Origin of the sequence: Desulfofundulus sp. TPOSR (genome assembly GCF_011393055.1) — a bacterium.
Taxonomy (GTDB): domain Bacteria; phylum Bacillota; class Desulfotomaculia; order Desulfotomaculales; family Desulfovirgulaceae; genus Desulfofundulus; species Desulfofundulus kuznetsovii.
Genome location: NZ_JAAOEF010000001.1, coordinates 220642 through 239287, shown reverse-complemented (window position 1 = coordinate 239287; position 18646 = coordinate 220642). Strand labels below are relative to the sequence as shown.

General features: G+C 56.9%; 18 protein-coding genes. 14 read left to right on the top strand and 4 right to left on the bottom strand.

Annotation, left to right across the window (positions count from 1 at the left end; genetic code table 11):
* Window positions 1-134: 134 nt before the first annotated feature.
* Entirely contained in the window at window positions 135-1442 is a 1308-nt protein-coding gene (locus tag G7K71_RS01295) for an MFS transporter (RefSeq protein WP_166342934.1), read from the bottom strand.
* A 111-nt stretch (window positions 1443-1553) separates the two neighbouring features.
* On the opposite strand from G7K71_RS01295, the gene G7K71_RS01290 reads away from it, so the two are divergent.
* The 6 genes from G7K71_RS01290 to carB all read left to right on the top strand — a co-directional run bounded on the left by G7K71_RS01290 (window position 1554) and on the right by carB (window position 9275).
* Complete coding sequence (locus G7K71_RS01290; protein ID WP_013822379.1) at window positions 1554-1829, top strand: YqhV family protein; 276 nt, start codon at window positions 1554-1556, stop codon at window positions 1827-1829.
* Window positions 1830-2013: 184 nt separating this feature from the next.
* A complete protein-coding gene (pyrR, locus tag G7K71_RS01285) occupies window positions 2014-2553 on the top strand; it encodes a bifunctional pyr operon transcriptional regulator/uracil phosphoribosyltransferase PyrR (protein WP_166342932.1) in 540 nt (179 codons plus the stop codon).
* 134 nt (window positions 2554-2687) lie between these two features.
* The gene (locus G7K71_RS01280) at window positions 2688-3620 is read left to right on the top strand and encodes an aspartate carbamoyltransferase catalytic subunit (RefSeq protein ID WP_041282831.1); all 933 of its coding nucleotides are present in this window, start codon (window positions 2688-2690) and stop codon (window positions 3618-3620) included.
* Window positions 3613-4908 (top strand): dihydroorotase, encoded by a 1296-nt coding sequence (locus tag G7K71_RS01275; protein WP_166342930.1) that lies wholly within the window; start codon window positions 3613-3615, stop codon window positions 4906-4908. Before G7K71_RS01280 ends, G7K71_RS01275 begins: the two co-directional genes overlap by 8 nt.
* A gap of 64 nt (window positions 4909-4972) precedes the next feature.
* Window positions 4973-6049 (top strand): glutamine-hydrolyzing carbamoyl-phosphate synthase small subunit, encoded by a 1077-nt coding sequence (gene carA, locus G7K71_RS01270; protein ID WP_166344971.1) that lies wholly within the window; start codon window positions 4973-4975, stop codon window positions 6047-6049.
* A gap of 4 nt (window positions 6050-6053) precedes the next feature.
* Entirely contained in the window at window positions 6054-9275 is a 3222-nt protein-coding gene (gene carB, locus G7K71_RS01265) for a carbamoyl-phosphate synthase large subunit (protein WP_166342928.1), read from the top strand.
* A 58-nt stretch (window positions 9276-9333) separates the two neighbouring features.
* Here the strand turns inward: carB and G7K71_RS01260 are convergent, their stop codons facing one another.
* Complete coding sequence (locus tag G7K71_RS01260; RefSeq protein WP_166342926.1) at window positions 9334-10173, bottom strand: polysaccharide deacetylase family protein; 840 nt, start codon at window positions 10171-10173, stop codon at window positions 9334-9336.
* Between the two features lie 305 nt (window positions 10174-10478).
* On the opposite strand from G7K71_RS01260, the gene G7K71_RS01255 reads away from it, so the two are divergent.
* The 3 genes from G7K71_RS01255 (at window position 10479) to pyrF (ending at window position 13308) form a co-directional block, all read left to right on the top strand.
* Window positions 10479-11273 carry a dihydroorotate dehydrogenase electron transfer subunit gene (locus tag G7K71_RS01255; RefSeq protein ID WP_166342924.1) on the top strand — a complete coding sequence of 265 codons (795 nt, stop codon included), beginning with the start codon at window positions 10479-10481 and terminating at the stop codon, window positions 11271-11273.
* An 18-nt stretch (window positions 11274-11291) separates the two neighbouring features.
* Window positions 11292-12209: a dihydroorotate dehydrogenase gene (locus G7K71_RS01250; protein WP_166342922.1), complete on the top strand. Its 918-nt coding sequence runs from the start codon at window positions 11292-11294 to the stop codon at window positions 12207-12209.
* Window positions 12210-12576: 367 nt separating this feature from the next.
* The gene (gene pyrF / locus G7K71_RS01245) at window positions 12577-13308 is read left to right on the top strand and encodes an orotidine-5'-phosphate decarboxylase (RefSeq protein WP_166342920.1); all 732 of its coding nucleotides are present in this window, start codon (window positions 12577-12579) and stop codon (window positions 13306-13308) included.
* A 39-nt stretch (window positions 13309-13347) separates the two neighbouring features.
* Here pyrF and G7K71_RS01240 read toward each other — a convergent pair whose 3' ends face one another.
* The gene (locus G7K71_RS01240) at window positions 13348-13527 is read right to left on the bottom strand and encodes a small, acid-soluble spore protein, alpha/beta type (RefSeq protein ID WP_013822389.1); all 180 of its coding nucleotides are present in this window, start codon (window positions 13525-13527) and stop codon (window positions 13348-13350) included.
* A 129-nt stretch (window positions 13528-13656) separates the two neighbouring features.
* Here G7K71_RS01240 and pyrE point away from each other — a divergent pair, with 129 nt between their 5' ends.
* Window positions 13657-14268 carry an orotate phosphoribosyltransferase gene (pyrE, locus tag G7K71_RS01235; protein ID WP_166342918.1) on the top strand — a complete coding sequence of 204 codons (612 nt, stop codon included), beginning with the start codon at window positions 13657-13659 and terminating at the stop codon, window positions 14266-14268.
* Here the strand turns inward: pyrE and G7K71_RS20130 are convergent.
* Window positions 14216-14509 (bottom strand): helix-turn-helix transcriptional regulator, encoded by a 294-nt coding sequence (locus G7K71_RS20130; RefSeq protein WP_166342916.1) that lies wholly within the window; start codon window positions 14507-14509, stop codon window positions 14216-14218. The genes pyrE and G7K71_RS20130 overlap by 53 nt on opposite strands.
* Window positions 14510-14688: 179 nt before the next feature.
* Here G7K71_RS20130 and ald point away from each other — a divergent pair, with 179 nt between their 5' ends.
* The 4 genes from ald (at window position 14689) to bioD (ending at window position 18643) form a co-directional block, all read left to right on the top strand.
* Window positions 14689-15834, top strand: a complete 1146-nt coding sequence (gene ald, locus G7K71_RS01225) for an alanine dehydrogenase (protein ID WP_166342914.1) — start codon at window positions 14689-14691, stop codon at window positions 15832-15834.
* 180 nt (window positions 15835-16014) lie between these two features.
* A complete protein-coding gene (gene alr / locus G7K71_RS01220) occupies window positions 16015-17154 on the top strand; it encodes an alanine racemase (RefSeq protein WP_166342912.1) in 1140 nt (379 codons plus the stop codon).
* A 197-nt stretch (window positions 17155-17351) separates the two neighbouring features.
* Entirely contained in the window at window positions 17352-17921 is a 570-nt protein-coding gene (locus G7K71_RS01215) for a biotin transporter BioY (protein ID WP_207712575.1), read from the top strand.
* A complete protein-coding gene (gene bioD, locus G7K71_RS01210; protein WP_166342910.1) occupies window positions 17921-18643 on the top strand; it encodes a dethiobiotin synthase in 723 nt (240 codons plus the stop codon). The genes G7K71_RS01215 and bioD overlap by 1 nt, the downstream gene beginning before the upstream one ends.
* The last annotated feature ends 3 nt before the right edge of the window (window positions 18644-18646 follow it).

Here is an 18646-nt window from a genome sequence, read left to right as displayed (position 1 = left end):
CAATGCACCTGTTTTTGCAGGTGCCTTGTCGGACACCTCCTTCCGAGCCTCCCGAAAAGTTAGCCATTCATAGAAATATTACCGCGGGAAGGGAAAGGTTACCCTGGTAAAAATGGCAATGGAATCCACCGGGGTCATCGTCCCTGTTCATCCGGGGGATTCCAGGGCTTACGCGCGGCCAGGCCGAAGGCCGGTTGAAGGGTATAAGGAGTGGGGCGATTTTTTTCTTCCGGTGCGGTGGGAGCTTTCATGTCTTTTACCCGGATTAAAAAGGCCGCCAGTAGGGCAGCAACCCCCGCCAGGGTGGCCGTGCTCCAGAACATGAGGGGCAGGCCGTAACCCATTAAAAGGCCAAAAAGGGGAGGGCCCAGGGCTACACCCACAAACCGCACGCCGCCATACAGGGAGGTGACCAGACCCCGCCTTTCCGTGGCCGTAGAGCTGGTAATAATGGTGTTGAGACAGGGGAGGGTCAGTCCAGTACCGATGCCGGCCAGGGAAATGGCAATAAAAAAGAGATAGGTGGTGCGATAAAAACCCATCATGGTTAAAGCCCCGCCAATCAGGGCTAGACCTACCACCACCAGCCACTTCATCAAGGCCAGGCGCTTTTTGATGATCCGGCCGGTGAGGTAAGAAGTTGAACTCATAAATAATACCGGTATGGCCAGGGCCCCGCCCTTGCGTACCCCGTTTAGCCGGAAAACCGTTTCCAGGTGTTCGGAGAGAAAAAATAATACTCCGAAAAGAATGAGTAACGCTACGGCCCCGCCCAGAAAAGAAGTAAGCAGCATGGCGGATTTTTTTTCAAAAATCCGGGCGATGGATTTCAGGTACTGGTTTACACTTTGTGCCTGCCGGTTGCTTTCCGGTTCCCTGACCAGGAACCATACCCCCAGTACCACTGGGATAACCACCAGAGGAAAAAAAAGAAATGTGGTATACCAGGTGATGAGGCCCAGCAGGGCACCCAAAATGGGGCTTACCACCTTGCCCAGACCGTTGGCCGCCTCGATAATGCCCAGGGCAGTGCCCCGCTGCTTGCCGGTGAAGAGATCCCCGGTAAGGGCCATGGCAATGGGTGCAGTCCCGGCCGCGCCAATGCCCTGCAAAATGCGCCCTCCGAGAATGGCGGGGTAAGCCAGGCCTTTCATGAAAATTGCCGCCAGGCCGGCCACTATGCCTCCCAGGCCGTAAAGGATCAGTGCCGGCGCAATTACTTTTTTGCGGCCAAAGCGGTCGGACAGAAAACCGGCCAGCGGAATGACAATCCCGGCAGGGATGGAAAAGAGGGTGATCAACAGGCTGACCTTAAACTGGGTGAGGTGTAGTGCTGCCTTGATGTCGGGCAGCACCGGGATGAGCATGGAATTACCCAGAACCATAATAAAGGGCACCCCGCTTAAGGCAGCCAGCACCAGGGTGCTTTTTTGCGGCTTCATCGGCTATCCCATCCTTTCGCCAAAAGTTTTCCCTGCCTTTGACCTCGCCTATGCATTTATCCATGCCGCGGGGCATATGAAATTTTAGTAAAAACCGGCAGGAGGGATTTTATGTTTCTGTTCCTGGATCGCATCGTTTTAGGCATGGCTCTTTTGCGGCTGCTCTCTTCATCCATTGAATTTAGCGCGGCCATGTTAATGTTGTATTTTAACCGGGTGGAAACAGCTTTTAAAATAAATAGTCTTTTGGCCATGGTGGGTCCCACGGTTCTGCTTACTACTACCAGTCTGGGATTGGTAGGCCTGGCGGGTAAAGTTTCCCCTTCCAGCATGGCCATTATCTTGCTGGGAGTTGCCCTGATTTTCATTGGCGTTAACCGGATGTAGCAGTGGCCAAACTAGTTCTTGACATTTGGCTTGGATTTTTGTATTCTGTTTAAGAGTGACAATAAAACCCTTTAAGTCGGTCCCGTGAGGCCGGCAAGGAACGTAGGACATAGAAGTAAAGCGTTAACTATGCCTGCTTGCCGGTGGCAAGCAGGCATTTTTATGGGCAGGAGGGGGAAGGGTAATGAAACATAAGGCCCAGATCCTGGATAAAGAAGGTATCCGGCGGGCACTGACCCGGATAGCCCACGAGATTATTGAGCGCAATAAAGGAACGGACGGTCTGGCCCTGATCGGTATCCGCCGGAGAGGGGTGCCCCTGGCGGAAAGGCTGGCGGCGAAGATCCGGGAAATTGAGGGCAGCAACGTCCCGGTGGGTACCCTGGACATCACCCTGTACCGGGACGACCTGACCACCATGGACCAGCAGCCGCTGGTGCACCGTACCGAAGTATCGTTTCCCGTTTCGGATAAAAAAATCGTGCTGGTGGATGATGTAATATATACCGGGCGCACCATCCGGGCGGCCCTGGATGCCATTATGGATCTGGGCCGGCCCCGGGTGATTCAACTGGCGGTCCTTATTGACCGGGGCCACCGGGAACTGCCTATCCGGGCCGATTACGTTGGTAAAAACGTTCCCACTTCCCGGCGGGAAGTGGTTGCGGTACGGTTGCAGGAAACCGACGGTGAGGAAAGGGTGCTTATTTTAGAAAAAGATTAAATGCTCCGGTGCCGTCTTTTAAGCAACGGTCCAGAGAGGCCGGCAAGGAGGGCACGCCCAGCAGCGCTTGCCGTCCTCGTTCCGGGACTGATACCGGGCGGGGCTTTATTTTTGGGAATCGGAGGCTTGGCATGATGAACTGGAAGCGCAAGGACATTCTTGGCCTGCAAAACCTGTCGGCGGAAGAAATCAGGCTGATCCTGGACACAGCCGTCCCCATGAAAGAGATTCTGGGGCGCGCCATTAAAAAGGTACCCACCTTAAGGGGGCGGACGGTGGTGACGTTGTTTTACGAACCCAGCACCCGCACCCGTACCTCCTTTGAGCTGGCCGCCAAGTATTTAAGCGCCGATAGCGTGAACCTTTCCACTTCTACCAGCAGTGTGGTCAAGGGGGAAACCCTGAAGGATACCGCCCGTACGCTGGCGGCTATGGGCGCCGACGTGGTCGTCCTGCGCCACCCCATGGCCGGGGCCCCCAACCTGCTGGCCCGCACCATCCCGGCTGCGGTCATAAACGCCGGGGATGGTGCCCACGAGCATCCTACCCAGGCTCTCCTGGACATGTTTACCGTACGGGAGAAAATGGGAGAATTAGCAGGGCTTAACGTAGCCATTATCGGGGACATTTTACACAGCCGTGTGGCCCGCTCCAACATCTGGGGTTTTACCAAAATGGGTGCCCGGGTGCGCATTTGTGGTCCCGCCACCATGATCCCTCCGGAAATAGAAGCTATGGGTGTACAGGTGTGTACGCGTATGGAGGAGGCTCTGGACGGCGCCGATGTGGTGATGATGCTGCGCATCCAGCTGGAAAGGCAGCAACAGGGACTTTTCCCCAGCATCAGAGAATACGCCCGTTTATTTGGCCTCAACCGGAAAAGGTTGGCCCTGGCCCGTCCCGGTGCCCTGGTCATGCACCCCGGGCCAATGAACCGGGGAGTGGAAATATCCCCGGAGGTGGCCGACGGGGTTAACTCGGTGATCAATGAACAGGTTACCAATGGTGTGGCCGTGCGCATGGCTTTACTTTACCTGCTGGGTGGAGGGGGGATGCCGGATGCATAAACTGCTGCTCAAAGGCGGCCGGGTGGTTGATCCCCAGGCCGGGGAAATTTTTGCCGCGGACATTTTAATTGTAGAAGGGAGAATTGCCGCCATCGGCCCAGGCCTGGAAGCTGGGGAAGGTGCCGTAATGGATGTTGCCGGCAAGCTGGTTGCGCCGGGGTTAATCGACATGCATGTCCATTTCCGGGAACCGGGCTTTGAGGCCAAGGAGACCATTGCTTCGGGCAGCCGGGCGGCTGCCCGGGGGGGTTTTACCGCCGTGGCTTGTATGCCTAACACCGATCCGGTAGCTGACAACCGGGCAGTTATTACCTACATCAAGACTAGGGCAGAAGAAGCAGGCCTGGTAAAAGTGTACCCCATTGCAGCCCTCACCCGCGGCAGCCGGGGTGAAGAGTTGACGGAAATGGCCGATTTGAAAGAGGCCGGCGCGGTGGCCCTCTCCGATGACGGCCACCCGGTGGCCAGTGCGGCGGTAATGCGCCGCGCGATGCAGTATGCCCGGATGGTGGGGCTGCCCGTTATTTCCCACTGCGAGGAACCAACCCTGTCTGCTGGCGGTGTGATGCATGAAGGTTACATGTCTACCGTTTTGGGACTGCCGGGCATACCGGCTGCGGCCGAGGAAATTATGGTCGCCCGGGATATCATTCTATCCGAGTACACCGGTTGCCCCCTGCACATCGCCCATGTCAGCACCTCCGGTTCAGTACGCCTGATCCGGGAGGCCAAGGCCCGGGGAGTGCCGGTGACGGCCGAGGTTACTCCCCATCATTTCACTCTTACCGACCGGGCGGTGGCTGATTATAATACCAACACCAAGGTCAACCCTCCCCTGCGTACGGAGGAGGATGTGGCGGCGTTGAAAGAAGCCCTGGCTGACGGCACCATTGACGTCATTGCTACCGACCACGCCCCCCATACGCTGGAGGAAAAGGATGTGGAATACCAGCTGGCCCCCTTTGGCCTGGTGGGCCTGGAAACCGCCCTCGGACTGGTCTGGACGGAACTGGTGATACCGGGGGTCTTAAGCCCGGTGGAAGCCATCCGCAAGCTGACGGTAAACCCCGCTCGCATCCTGGGCCTCCAGGAAGGGGTGCTCAAAGTGGGGGCGGATGCCGATATAACCATTATCGATCCCGAGCTCACGGAAGTGGTGGATCCCGCTACCTTTGCCAGCAAGGGGCGGAACACCCCCTTTAGCGGCAGGCGCTTGCAGGGACTCCCCGTAGCCACCATCGTCAAAGGCCGGGTGGTTTACAACCGCGATCTGGCGGTGATAGCCTGAACGGGGCGCGACCGGTTAGTGGAACAATGTCCATATAACCACCAGAATGCGAGGTGTTACAATGATGCAGGCCATATTAGCTCTGGAAGACGGAACTGTGTTTGCCGGCCGGGCCTTTGGGGCCAGGGGGGAAAGATGGGGAGAAGTGGTCTTCAATACCGCCATGACGGGCTACCAGGAAATACTCACCGACCCTTCTTACTGCGGCCAGATTGTGGTGATGACCTACCCGTTGATTGGCAACTACGGCATCAACCGGGAGGATTTTGAAGCGAAAAAGTCCTATGTACGGGGCTTTGTGGTGCGGGAGGAGTGCGACCGTCCCAGTAACTGGCGGGCCAGCTACCGCCTGTCCGACTTCCTGGCCCGGGAAGGGGTGGTAGGCATTTCCGGCATCGACACCCGCGCCTTAACCCGCCACCTGCGCAACCAGGGGACCATGCGGGGAGTCCTAAGTACCGAATGCCACGATCCCGCCCTCCTGGTGGAAAAGGCCAAACAATGCCCCCACCTGACCGGTCAGGAGCTGGTGCCCGAGGTGGCCACAAAGGAAATCTATACCCTGGAGGGTAAAGGGTACCGGGTAGTCTTGATAGACCTGGGTTCCAAACTGAATATAATCCGGCATTTACGGGAGCGGGACTGTGAGGTGGTGGTGGTACCTCCCACCACTACGGCGTCGGAAATTCTGGCCCTGAATCCCGACGGCATCCTGCTATCCAACGGCCCCGGCGACCCGGTGGATGTTCCCTACGCTATCCGGACCACCAGGGAACTGATCGGAAAGCGCCCCATGTTTGGCATTTGCCTGGGCCACCAGGTGATTGCCCTGGCCCTGGGGGCCAAAACTTATAAGATGAAATTCGGTCACCGGGGGGCCAACCACCCGGTAAAGGACCTGGCTACGGGCAAGGTGTACATCACCTCCCAGAACCACGGGTTTGCGGTGGATGCCGGTTCCCTGGCCGGTTTGCCCGTGGAAGTCTGCCACCGGAACCTGAACGACGGTACGGTGGAGGGCATCCGGCACAAGCACCTGCCGCTTTTCTCTGTGCAGTACCACCCCGAGGCCTCCCCGGGACCGCGGGAATCAGCCTATCTGTTCGACCAGTTTATTGACTTAATGCAGCGGAGGAAGTGAGAACATGCCGTTGAAAAAGGGACTGCGCAAGGTAATGGTCATTGGCTCCGGGCCCATTGTCATCGGCCAGGCGGCGGAATTTGACTACGCCGGTACCCAGGCCTGCCGCGCTTTGCGGGAAGAAGGGCTGGAAGTGGTGCTGGTAAACAGCAACCCGGCTACCATCATGACCGATGCCAACATGGCCGACCGGGTATATATCGAACCTTTAACTCCTGAGTTTATTGCCCGGGTCATCCGCAAGGAAAAACCGGACGGCCTTTTGCCCAGCCTGGGCGGCCAGGTGGGTCTCAACATGGCCCTGCAACTGGCGAACACCGGGGTGCTGGAGGCCGAGGGGGTACAGCTTTTGGGTACGCCCCTGGAAGCCATCCGCCGGGCCGAAGACCGGGAAGAATTTAAGCTTACCATGGAACGCATTGGCGAGCCCATTCCTGAGAGCACCATTGTCAGCAGTGTTGATGAAGCGGTGGCCTTCGCCCGGGAAATCGGCTTTCCCCTGGTGGTTCGCCCTGCCTACACCCTGGGGGGTACCGGCGGGGGCATGGTCTATGACATGGATGAACTGAAGGCTACCGTCACCCGTGGTTTAAAGGCCAGCATTATTCACCAGGTGCTCGTGGAAAAGGGCCTGGTGGGTTGGAAGGAAATCGAGTTTGAGGTGATGCGGGACAGCGCCGACAACTGCATCATCATCTGCAGCATGGAAAATATCGACCCCATGGGCATTCATACCGGGGACAGCATTGTGGTTGCTCCCGTGCAAACTTTGAGTGACAAGGAATTCCAGATGCTGCGTACCGCTTCCCTGAACATCATTCGGGCTTTGGGGGTGGAGGGGGGCTGCAATGTGCAGTTTGCCCTGGATCCCAACAGCTACAAATATTATGTAATTGAGGTCAACCCCCGGGTATCCCGTTCTTCGGCCCTGGCCTCCAAGGCTACCGGTTACCCCATCGCCAAGGTGTCCAGCAAGGTTGCCGTGGGGTTGACCCTGGACGAGATTAAAAACGCGGTTACAGGTAAAACCTATGCCTGCTTTGAACCTTCCATAGACTACGTGGTGTTGAAATTCCCCCGCTGGCCCTTTGACAAATTTGCCCTGGCCGACCGCACCCTGGGCACCCAGATGAAGGCCACCGGGGAAGTTATGGCCATAGACCGGACCCTGGAAGGTGCCCTGTTAAAGGCGGTACGCTCCCTGGAAATCGGCCTGGTGGGTCTTTTGGTCCCGGAGATGGAACAGTTGAGCGATGAAGAGATTGAAACCAAGCTGTCCCGGGCCGAAGATATGCGCCTGTTTGTGGTGGCCGAAGCTTTACGCCGGGGGATGCTTGTGGACAGGGTCCGGGCCTTAACGGGCATTGACCGCTTTTTCCTGGACAAGATCCAAAACATTGTGCAGCTGGAGCGGAAGATCCGCCGCCAGGGACCGGCGGCCTTAACGCCGGACCTTTTGCGCCGGGCCAAGGAAATGGGCTTTGCCGACGCCTATCTGGCCCAAATTACCGGCCAGGACGAGGCCAAAATACGGGCCCTGCGGGAAGATTGCGGAATCAAGCCCGTTTATAAAATGGTGGATACCTGTGCGGCAGAATTTGAGGCCGTTACCCCTTACTACTATTCCTGTTACGATCATGAGGACGAAGCGCATAACACCGCTGTACGCAAAGTGGTGGTCCTGGGCTCGGGGCCCATTCGTATCGGGCAGGGTATCGAGTTCGACTACTGCTCAGTGCACTCGGTGTGGGCCCTGCGGGAAGAAGGTGTTAAAGCAATTATCATAAACAATAACCCGGAGACGGTCAGTACAGACTTTGATACTGCCGACCGGCTTTACTTTGAGCCCCTTGTTTTGGAAGACGTCTTGAACATTCTGAGGAAGGAACGCCCCGAGGGGGTAATTGTTCAGTTTGGTGGTCAGACGGCCATTAACCTGGCCGTTCCCCTGGCCAGAGCCGGCATCCCCATTTTAGGTACGGCAGTGGAGGATATCGACCGGGCGGAAGACCGGGAGCGTTTCGATCAACTGCTCGTGGAACTGGGTATTCCAAAACCGCCGGGAAGGACGGCTTTTTCCGTGGGCGAAGCAGTGAACATCGCCCGGGAAATTGGGTTTCCCGTGCTGGTCAGGCCCTCCTATGTACTAGGTGGTCGGGCCATGGAGATTGTCTATAATCATGAAGAACTGCTCAACTACATGGCCAATGCGGTCAGGGTCACCCCCGAGCACCCGGTGCTGGTGGATAAGTACTTGCAGGGCGAGGAGCTGGAAGTAGATGCCATAGCCGACGGGGAGACGGTGTTGATTCCTGGAATCATGAAGCATATCGAGCGGGCCGGCGTTCACTCCGGGGATAGTATAGCCGTTTACCCGGCTAACAGGATCACCCCGGAGGTAAAGGCCCAGCTGGTGGACTACACCACCCGGTTGGCCCGGGCTTTAAATGTGCGGGGAATGATCAACATCCAGTACGTGCTTTACAACGGGCAGGTCTACGTGCTGGAAGTAAACCCGCGGGCCAGCCGCACGGTGCCCTACATGAGCAAAATCACCGGCATTCCCATGGTCAGCCTGGCCACGAAGGTTATTCTGGGCCGCAAATTAAAGGACCTGGGTTACGAGGGCGGCCTTTACCCGGAGGGCCGTTATTTCGGGGTCAAGGCTCCCGTCTTCAGCTTTGCCAAACTGCTCCAGGTGGATATCTCCCTGGGGCCGGAAATGAAATCCACCGGCGAGGTCATGGGAGTGGACAGCAGCTACCCGGCAGCGTTATACAAGGCCCTGGTGGCGGCCGGCTACAGCATCCCCCGGAACGGCACCATCCTGGCCACCATTGCGGACAAGGATAAAAAAGAGGCCCTGCCCCTTTTAAAGGGGTTGGTCCGTCTGGGATACAATATTTGCGCCACTGCCGGGACAGCGACCTTTTTGCAGGAAAATGGCCTGGAGGTGGAACGGGTGAACAAGGTGCGGGAAGGTTCCCCCCATATCGTGGATCTCATCCGGGCGGGGAAGATCCACCTGGTCATCAACACCCTCACCCGGGGCAGGGCTCCGGAGCGGGACGGTTTCCGCATCCGCCGGGCGGCGGTGGAACACGGTGTCCCCTGCCTGACCTCCCTGGATACCGCCCGGGCCATCCTGGAAGTCCTTATTTCCATCCAGGATGGCGCGGATATGGATCTTACTCCCATCCAGGAGCTGGCCAGTGGAGAAAACTAGCCCCGGGCGCACCAACCCCGGGTTTTTCCCCGCTACTTTTTTAAAGGGGTTTAAGGTTCTAAATTGATTCAAGGGCGACAAAGGTTGGCTTGAGCAGTGCCGGGTAAAGGGGGGAAAGGGCCAGGCACCACTGACGGGCGGAGGTAAGCAAGGAATACTTTTCGATTTTGCGAATCAAAATTTCCGGAGTGACGTCCGGGCTACCCGCATTGATCCGCCGGATGAAACCGTCGGTGATGTGGGGGTCGTTTAAGCCTTTGCGTATATAGTAAAGGTACTTGTAGCCAAGGGAGCGGGCAATTCTGGCTGCGGTGGGGCTATCGGCCCCGTAAGGCCAGCAAAAATGGTCCATAGGCCGACCCAGCTCCATTTCCATGACTTCTTTTGCCTTGAGCAGATCCGCCCTCACCCGAGCCTCATATTCTTCCTGTGTTTCCCGCCGGTTCAGCTTGCCCAGCCAGATTGGGCCTGCCAGGGCGGGCCTTATATACCGGGCGGCGGGTACGCCCGGGGCGAACCTGGCCTGGTAGTGGCTGTCATAAGAGTGAGGATAAAAACTCATGCCACTGGCCTGCATTTCCCGCATTTGTTCCCAGGTCAGCTTGGGTATTCTCTCCTTTGGGTCACCTACCGACTTCACAATGACAAAGCAGGTGGCCGTCATATTTCTTTTTTTTAGTTCCGGGTAGGCGTAGGTATAGAAAGATTCATACCCGTCGTCAAAGGTAATTACCACTGCTTTGGGAGGTATGGTATCCTTTCCGGACAAAAACCGGGCCAGCCTTTCCGCGGAAATAACATTGTAGCCTTCCTTTTTCAAGGTGTCCAGGTGTGCCTGAAACAGCCGGGGAGTAATTACCGCTGGGCCCCGGCTGGTATCGCTGATATGGTGGTACATAAGCACCGCCACCCGGTTTCCATAACCTGCATGGAAATTAGCAGATGAGGCAGAATGGGCCGGCGGGGAAAAGGAGATAGACCATGGTAAAAAGAATAGAAGTAACAACCTGGCCATCCCCAAAAGGTTCATGAGGTCGTCTCTCCTGTTCTGCTTTTTTCTCCGCTACAGTTCAATAACCCAAAGGACCTGTCAGCTTAGGGCAAAACCAGAGGGAAATATTCGCTGCCAAGCATCAAATTCCCTGTTGAACTGTGGCCCCCCATAAAAAATTTCATTAATTAAACTACAGGAGGCAGCCTTGTATGGTAGCTGATATGCCCGCCAATATCGTACAGCAGGAGCGAGTGGGGCCGGGGCAATACCGGTTGACCCTTTATGCCCCCGTGATCGCTTCTTGTGCCGTTCCGGGCCAGTTTGTTTACATACGTTGTACCGATAGCCTGGATCCCCTGTTGCGCCGCCCGTTAAGCATCCACGGGGTAAACCGGAGGAAGGGAGAGTTGCTTTTTCTTTATCAGGTGGTGGGAAGGGGCACTGCTTTGCTGGCTGCGAAGAGAAAGGGAGAGCAACTTGCGGTAATGGGACCCCTGGGCCGCGGTTTCACCCTGCCGGAGCCGGGGCAGCGGGTGGTTCTGGTAGGAGGCGGCATCGGTGTGGCTCCCCTTGTTTTTTTAGGGCACGAATTGGTACAAAGAAAAAACCAGGTTTGTTTACTGGTGGGCGCCCGCAGTGCCCACCAGTTGCCGGTGGGAAAGGAGGGATATACCGCCCCCTTTGAGCTGGATGTGGCCACTGATGACGGTTCTTGCGGCTATCATGGTCCGGTGACGGACTTGCTGGAAAAAATACTGGCCGGCGAAGGGGCGGACATGGTTTACGCCTGCGGTCCCCGGCGTATGCTGCGCCAAACGGCTTCGCTTTTAGCCAGGTTTGATGTACCCGGGGAATTTTCCCTGGAGGAGCGCATGGGCTGCGGGGTGGGAGCCTGCCTTTCCTGCGTTTGTAAAACCGCCGGCAAAGGCGGCGAACCCTTTCAGTACCGGCGGGTATGCGTGGAGGGGCCGGTTTTCCCGGCGGAGCAGCTGGTCTGGGACTAGAAAGAGGGGATGTTTTATATGGCCAAACCCAACCTTGCCGTAAACGTTGCCGGTATACGGATGAAAAATCCCGTGACCACCGCCTCGGGTACTTTTGGCTTCGGCTCCGAGTATGCCCCATTTGTTGATTTAAACCGCCTGGGGGCCATTGTGGTCAAAGGCATCACCCTTTTGCCCCGCCAGGGAAACCCTCCACCGCGCATTGTGGAAACACCGGCGGGTATCTTGAACGCCATTGGTTTGCAAAATCCCGGTGTGGATCACTTCATCGAAGTAGCCCTGCCTTATCTAAGGCAGTTTGACCTGCCGGTAATCGTGAACATTGCCGGGGATACGGTTGAGGATTACGCCGCCCTGGCGGCCAGGTTAGACGAGGTGCCGGGCGTGGCGGGACTGGAGGTAAATATTTCTTGCCCAAATGTCAAAAAGGGGGGTCTGGCCTTTGGTGCCGATCCCGATTCGGCTGCCGCCGTGGTGCGGGCAGTAAAGGGGGCTACCCGACTTCCGGTGGTGGTCAAGCTTTCTCCCAATGTGACCAGTATTGTCCGGCTGGCGGAAGCGGTGGTGGAGGCGGGGGCCGATGCCCTGTCCATGATCAACACCCTCCTGGGAATGGCCATAGACATTCGCCGTCGCTGCCCGGCCCTGGCCAACGTCATGGGCGGTCTATCCGGCCCGGCCATCAGGCCGGTGGCGGTAAGGGCGGTGTGGCAGGTTTACCAGGCCTTAAAGGTTCCCATTGTGGGCATGGGGGGCATCGTTACGGCCGAGGATGCCCTGGAATTCATCATGGCCGGGGCCACCGCCGTAGCCGTGGGGACGGCCAACTTCATTAACCCCCGGGCCACCATGGACATTATTGATGGGATTGAAAGATTTCTAGTGGAAGAAGGGGTACCGGATATTCAAGAGTTAATCGGGGCGGCCCACATGTAGTCTCTAGTAGATACTGTCGCATAACTACCTGGGGCGGCGGTCGTCCCCCGTCGCTCCGTGCTACGGGCCGGACAAAACCCAGCACTCACTGGTAAGGTACTCCTTCTGGGTAACGTTATTTACATATGCTCAATGGCTATTCTAACGAAAGAGTTGTTCTAGTGAGTGCTGGGTCGCTCCTTAAGGACGACCGTCGCTCGTACCGTCTTTGGTTTTGCGACAGTACCTGGTACAGGTTATGTCATAGCTTGCAGCTATTATCGCCGAAACAAGGTCGTAGGGGACGGTCCGGTTCCTGGCGAGCGGTCTGCCAAGCATACCGGGGTTGGCGGGGATCAGCGCACCGTCCCGTTTAAGGAGGGTTTTTGTGAACATCGATGAGGCCAGGAAAAAATTAATTATTGCTCTGGATGTGGAGTCTACGGAACAGGCCCTTGATCTTGTGGAACAGCTCAAGCCATGGGCGGGCATGTTCAAGATCGGCATGCAGCTGTTTTACAGCCAGGGGCCGGCGGTGGTGGAGGGATTGTGCTGGCGGGGAGTGAAAGTGTTTTTAGACTTAAAACTTCACGATATCCCCAATACCGTGGCCCAGGCAGCCCGGGTTCTCACCAGGCTGGGGGTGGCCATGTTCAACGTCCATGCCGCCGGCGGGCGCGCCATGATGCGGGCGGCGTTAGAGTCCTGCAGGGAGGAATCGACAGCCCTGGGCATTCCCCGCCCGCTGGTTATTGCCGTTACCGTGCTTACCAGCATCGATCAGCCTGCTTTTAACCGGGAACTGGGTCTCTCCGGGCCTATTTTGGACCGGGTGGTGGCCTGGGCCTTGCTGGCCAAAGAGTGCGGTCTGGACGGCGTGGTGGCTTCGGCCCAGGAAGCGGCGGCCATCCGGCAGTCCTGCGGACCGGACTTTTTAATCATTACCCCCGGTATCCGCCCGGCCGGGGCCGCCTGCGGCGACCAGAAACGAGTTGTGACCCCTGCCGGTGCTCTGGCAGCCGGGGCCAGCCACCTGGTGGTGGGCCGTCCAGTTATTGCCGCCCCGGACCCGGTAGAAGCCGCCAGGGCGGTACTGGATGAAATGGGGGCGAGTGTATAAAAGAGGGTGCGCTTCTATTTAAAAGCGCACCCCCCGCCGCTATTGTCCCTGCATCATTGCCCGCTCAGCCCTTTCAATGGCCAGTCGGACCAGGTTACCGCAGTTCCGCGAGGAAACGCTGCCCCAGCCCTCCCTGCGCACCAGATCGGCTACTCCCAGCTCTTCGGCTAACTCGTATTTCAGCCTGTCGGACATCAATCCTCCACGCCGTCTACCCATTAGCCTGCCTCCTTTTTGGCGGGCAGGACAACGCGGCATTTTTATTGTGTGATTTATGCCCGTAGGGCATTCCTTAAGCAAACGAACTGGTATAATATTCTTCAAATTGACATTTGAGGTGAATTAGCTTTGCTCAACCGTGAAGAAATTCTTTCTATCTTTGAAAAAACCGGTGCCATGCTTACCGGTCACTTTGTGCTTACGTCCGGTCGCCACAGCGACCGTTACTTCCAGTGTGCCCGGGTGCTGGAACACCCCCGGTATTGCGAGTTGTTGTGCCGGGAACTGGCCCGGGGATGGATAAACGAAGGGCTTAAAGACGTGGATACTGTTATTGGCCCGGCCCTGGGCGGCATACTGGTGTCCTATGAAGTAGCCCGGGCACTGGGAGCCAGGAGTCTTTTCACCGAAAGGGAAAACGGGGTAATGACCCTGCGGCGGGGCTTTGTGCTGTCTCCCGGGGAGCGGGTGCTGGTGGTGGAGGATGTGATTACCACCGGCGGGTCGGTGCGGGAAGTGATTGCGGTGGTCCGGGAGGCCGGGGCACAGGTTGTGGGAGCCGCCGCACTGGTCGACCGCAGCAATGGAACGGTTGATCTGGGTGTGCCCCTCCGGGCACTGTTAACCGTTCCGGCGGTTAGCTACAGCCCGGAAGAATGCCCCCTGTGCCGGCAGGGTATCCCCGCAGTCAAACCCGGGAGCCGTCACCTCTCCGGCGCTGGCGGAACTCCGAGGGGGTAACCCCCTCCCGTTTTTTAAATACGGCAGTAAAATAGCTGTTGTTGTTAAATCCCACTGCGCTGGCAATCTGGTCGATGGTTTTTTCCCCGGCCAGCAGGAGGGCCTTGGCTTCGTTAAGCCGGACCTGGGTAAGGTAATCGATAAAACTCTGGCCGTGCGCTGTTTGAACAGGCGGCTTAAATAGGCCGGGCTTAGGTGAACCTGACGGGCCACCTGGGTGAGGGTCATAGCAGGAATACATTGGACATCACACCTGGTGTAGAAGGTCCGGACCTGGGGAAATCCAGTTGTCACAATGTGCACTACTTTTTGGCTCCTTCTTTTCTTGTTCGGGGGGAAATGATTGGTCAAAAGAATAGTAACCGGTAGCGCTGTATATGTACGCTGTTAATAGAGAAGTAGGAAAAGGAGGTACGGAAAATGATCGTTGGTGTGCCCAGGGAGATAAAGGATAATGAGAACCGGGTCGGTATCACACCCTCCGGTGTAGAAGCCCTGGTTAAAGCGGGACACCAGGTGGTTATTGAAGCCGGGGCCGGTCTGGGCAGCGGCATCACCGATGAGGAGTATGTGGCCGCCGGCGCCCGCATGTTGCCTGCCAAGGCGGATGTTTACGAGCAGGCCGACATGATCATGAAGGTTAAAGAACCCCTGCCGGACGAATACGATTTATTTAAAGAGGGTCAGTTACTCTTCACCTATCTGCACCTGGCTCCTGAACCGGAACTTACGAGGGCATTGCTGGCAAAAAAGGTTACGGGCATTGCCTACGAAACCATTCAGACCAACCGGGGTATCCTGCCGCTGCTCATGCCCATGAGCGAAGTGGCCGGCCGTATGTCCGTCCAGATTGGCGCCCAGTTCCTGGAAAAGCCCTACGGTGGTCGGGGGGTGCTCCTGGGCGGGGTTCCCGGGGTACCCCCGGCTAAAGTGGTTATCATTGGCGGGGGTACCGTGGGTACCAATGCGGCCAAAATTGCCGTGGGCATGGGGGCAGATGTAACCATTATCGACAAGAATGCCGAACGTTTGCGCTATCTGGACGATATTTTCGGTCCCCGCATCAAAACCCTCATTTCCACGAGTTATAACATCAAGGAAGCCGTTAAGGAAGCTGACCTGGTCATTGGGGCGGTACTCATCCCTGGGGCCAGGGCTCCCAAGCTGGTCACGGAAGAGATGGTTAAAGCCATGCAACCCGGGTCCGTTATTGTGGATGTGGCTATTGACCAGGGTGGTTGTGTGGAAACTGCCGACCGGGTGACCACCCACTCCAATCCAACCTATGTCAAGCATGGAGTCATTCACTATGCTGTGGCCAACATACCCGGTGCTGTTGCCCGGACTTCCACCTATGCCCTGACCAACGTTACCCTGCCCTACGCCCTGGAGTTGGCCAATAAAGGCCTGGCCCAGGCGGTCAAGGATGACATTGCCCTGGCCCGGGGCGTGAACGTAATGGACGGTAAGGTAACGTACAAGGCCGTGGCCGAAGCCCTGAATCTGGAGTACACACCGCTGCATGAATTGATGGATGTGCCGGTGGATTTAATGCGCATTTCCTAACACGTACTTGCCCGGTGGTTTGCGGAGCAGTAAAATAAGTAAAGGGCCTCTCCCCTGAGAGGCCTCCTGCCTTTATAGCAGATAATTTTGAGAAAGAACCTGCCACGTATGTTCGGATAGGTGTGGAAGGGATGATTACCGCTTCAGGTTTTTATCAATGGTACCAAAAGGGGTTCTGGTATGATCACCGAAAGTTGCAGTAACGGCCGTCCAGTTTGGGTAGAGGTAAATCTGGGGGCCGTTGCCCATAACGTGCGGGAGATCCGCAAATTGCTTCAACCGGGTACAAAGCTGATGGCCGTGGTCAAGGCCGATGCTTACGGTCACGGGGCGCTGCCCGTGGCCCGGGCAGCCCTGGCCAATGGCGCCGAGTGCCTGGCCGTAGCTATTTTGGATGAAGCCCTGGCCCTGCGCCGGGGAGGTATAACCGCCCCCATCCTGATCCTGGGTTATACCCCCCCGGAACAGGCGTCCTTTTTGGTGGAGCATGATCTGACCCAGACCGTTTTTTCCCTGGATGCAGTCCAGGCCATTTCTGCTGCTGCCGCAGCCGCGGGGAAAACCGCCCGGGTACACATAAAGGTGGACACGGGTATGGGCCGTATCGGTGTCTTTCCTTCTGAGGCACCGGATTTTGCTGAGGCCGTATCCCGGCTGCCGAATATCTTTATCGAAGGGGTCTATACCCACATGGCCTGCGCCGACGAACAGGACAAAGCTTACACCCGCTGGCAGTTCGACCGCTTTAAAGAAGCAGTGGCCGGCATTGAAGCCCGGGGCGTAGCCATACCGCTTAAACACGTGGCCAACAGTGCCACCACCCTGGATTTACCGGAAATGCATCTGGATATGGTACGGACGGGTATTATTTTGTACGGCCTGTGGCCTTCTCCCGATGTGCGGCGGGTGATTGATTTAAAACCGGCTATGCAGCTAAAAACCCGGGTAGCTTATGTTAAACAGGTGCCGGCTGGTACTTCCATCAGCTACGGCCGCAAATTTACCACCACCGGCCCCTCGGTTATTGCTACTCTCCCCCTTGGCTATGCCGACGGCTGGTCCCGGCTGTTGTCCAATAAGGCCGAAGTGTTAATTCACGGGCAGCGGGCCCCGCTGGTGGGCCGGGTGTGCATGGACCAGTGCATGGTGGACGTAACCCGGATTCCGGGGGTGCGGCCGGGGGACGAGGTCGTTCTCTTTGGAGTGCAGGGGGGGCAGTTTTTACCCGTTGAGGAAGTGGCCTCCCATATGGGCACAATTAATTATGAGATGGTTTGCTTGATCAGTAAGCGGGTACCGCGTATTTATCTTAATGATTGAACAGGATGACTGAACGGGCCGGGTTAAACCCGGCCCAATTTGCAGTTTTGAGGCGACGGTTGTCTGGGCCAAACAGTGCCCCCAGGAGAACGGCCTCCCAGGAATAAGGCAATTTTGGTTGACTTGAGGAAAGGGTTTTTGTATATTATTTGTTAACCAAACATTTATTAATAGTTAACGATAGGAGGGATAGGATTTTGCGGCTGTCGGTAAAAGAAATGGTTCTGGTGTCCATGTTTGCCGCCCTGACGGCAGTGGGAGCTTTCATTAAGATTCCCATTCCTTATGTGCCCTTTACCCTGCAGTTTCTCTTTGTCCTCTTTGCCGGGCTTTTGTTGGGCAAGCGGCTTGCTTTTTTGAGCCAGATAATCTATCTTGCCCTGGGATTGGCCGGACTGCCCATTTTTGCCCAGGGTGGCGGCCCGGCCTACGTGCTGCAGCCCACCTTTGGTTACCTGGTGGGATTTGCCCTGGGCGCTTACGTTATCGGGGCGGTTGTAGAAAGGGTAAGGGAGAAGGGAGTACCCGGTTATTTTTTGGCCAGTATGGCCGGGCTCGTGGTGGTTTACGTCCTGGGAGTGGTCCACCTGTACATAATTTTAAATTACGTGGTGCAAAAACCCTTCACCCTGGCCCAGGCGGTATGGTTTGGAGCCATTGTCTGTGCACCGGGGGATCTGTTTTTATCCCTGGTAGCCTCCCTGGTTGGCGGCAGGGTATATAAGACACTACAATCCGTCAATCCGGTCCACCGGGAGGTGTTTTAATGGGCAGGGGATACCTGGTTACCAGTACTGATACCGGTGTGGGCAAGACAGTGATCACCGCCGCCCTGGTGGGGGTCTGGCGTCGCCGTGGAATTGATGCCGTAGCCATAAAACCGGTACAGAGCGGGGCAATTGAGGCCAAGGGGCGGTTAGTCCCCGAGGATGTAGTTTTTTACCGTCATGTGGCCGGCCTGCCCCAGTCCATAGATGAGCTGAACCTTTATCGTTTTACCCCTGCTGTTTCCCCTCACCTGGCCGCAAAGCTTTCGGGGGAAAGAGTTGAACCGTCACGGGTGGTGGATTTTTGCCGGGAAGTGCTTCAACGCCACGAGCTGGTCCTGGTAGAGGGGGCCGGGGTGTTGTGTGTGCCCCTTTCCGGTCCCGACTTTACCGTGGCCGACCTGGCCCGTGAGCTTTCCCTGCCCCTGCTGGTGGTGGCCCGCCCGGGGCTGGGCAGCATCAACCATACCGTGCTGACCGTAGCCTATGCTCAAAACAGAGGTCTTCCCGTAGCCGGAATAATTATTAACGGCCTAAAAGCAGGGGAGGCGGGTACTGCGGAAAAGGACAACCCGGGGATTATTGCAACTATGACCGGCGTGCCCGTGCTGGGGATAGTACCCTACCTCCCGGGGGTCAGTGTGGAAAAAGGGAGCGCTGACGGGCTGGTGGAGACAGTGGAAAACACTGTAGTCTGGGAGGATTTGGTTCCCCGGATTTGAGGG

Bases quoted from the DNA above. Each gene is read 5' to 3' on its own strand.
- G7K71_RS01240 (WP_013822389.1), bottom strand. From the start codon at position 13,527: ATGGGTAGACGGCGTGGAGGATTGATGTCCGACAGGCTGAAATACGAG.
- G7K71_RS20130 (WP_166342916.1), bottom strand. From the start codon at position 14,509: ATGTATTCCTGCTATGACCCTCACCCAGGTGGCCCGTCAGGTTCACCT.
- G7K71_RS01280 (WP_041282831.1), top strand. From the start codon at position 2,688: ATGAACTGGAAGCGCAAGGACATTCTTGGCCTGCAAAACCTGTCGGCG.
- bioD (WP_166342910.1), top strand. From the start codon at position 17,921: ATGGGCAGGGGATACCTGGTTACCAGTACTGATACCGGTGTGGGCAAG.
- G7K71_RS01275 (WP_166342930.1), top strand. From the start codon at position 3,613: ATGCATAAACTGCTGCTCAAAGGCGGCCGGGTGGTTGATCCCCAGGCC.
- carA (WP_166344971.1), top strand. From the start codon at position 4,973: ATGCAGGCCATATTAGCTCTGGAAGACGGAACTGTGTTTGCCGGCCGG.
- pyrR (WP_166342932.1), top strand. From the start codon at position 2,014: ATGAAACATAAGGCCCAGATCCTGGATAAAGAAGGTATCCGGCGGGCA.
- carB (WP_166342928.1), top strand. From the start codon at position 6,054: ATGCCGTTGAAAAAGGGACTGCGCAAGGTAATGGTCATTGGCTCCGGG.
- G7K71_RS01255 (WP_166342924.1), top strand. From the start codon at position 10,479: ATGGTAGCTGATATGCCCGCCAATATCGTACAGCAGGAGCGAGTGGGG.
- G7K71_RS01295 (WP_166342934.1), bottom strand. From the start codon at position 1,442: ATGAAGCCGCAAAAAAGCACCCTGGTGCTGGCTGCCTTAAGCGGGGTG.
- G7K71_RS01250 (WP_166342922.1), top strand. From the start codon at position 11,292: ATGGCCAAACCCAACCTTGCCGTAAACGTTGCCGGTATACGGATGAAA.
- G7K71_RS01260 (WP_166342926.1), bottom strand. From the start codon at position 10,173: ATGTACCACCATATCAGCGATACCAGCCGGGGCCCAGCGGTAATTACT.
- G7K71_RS01290 (WP_013822379.1), top strand. From the start codon at position 1,554: ATGTTTCTGTTCCTGGATCGCATCGTTTTAGGCATGGCTCTTTTGCGG.
- ald (WP_166342914.1), top strand. From the start codon at position 14,689: ATGATCGTTGGTGTGCCCAGGGAGATAAAGGATAATGAGAACCGGGTC.
- alr (WP_166342912.1), top strand. From the start codon at position 16,015: ATGATCACCGAAAGTTGCAGTAACGGCCGTCCAGTTTGGGTAGAGGTA.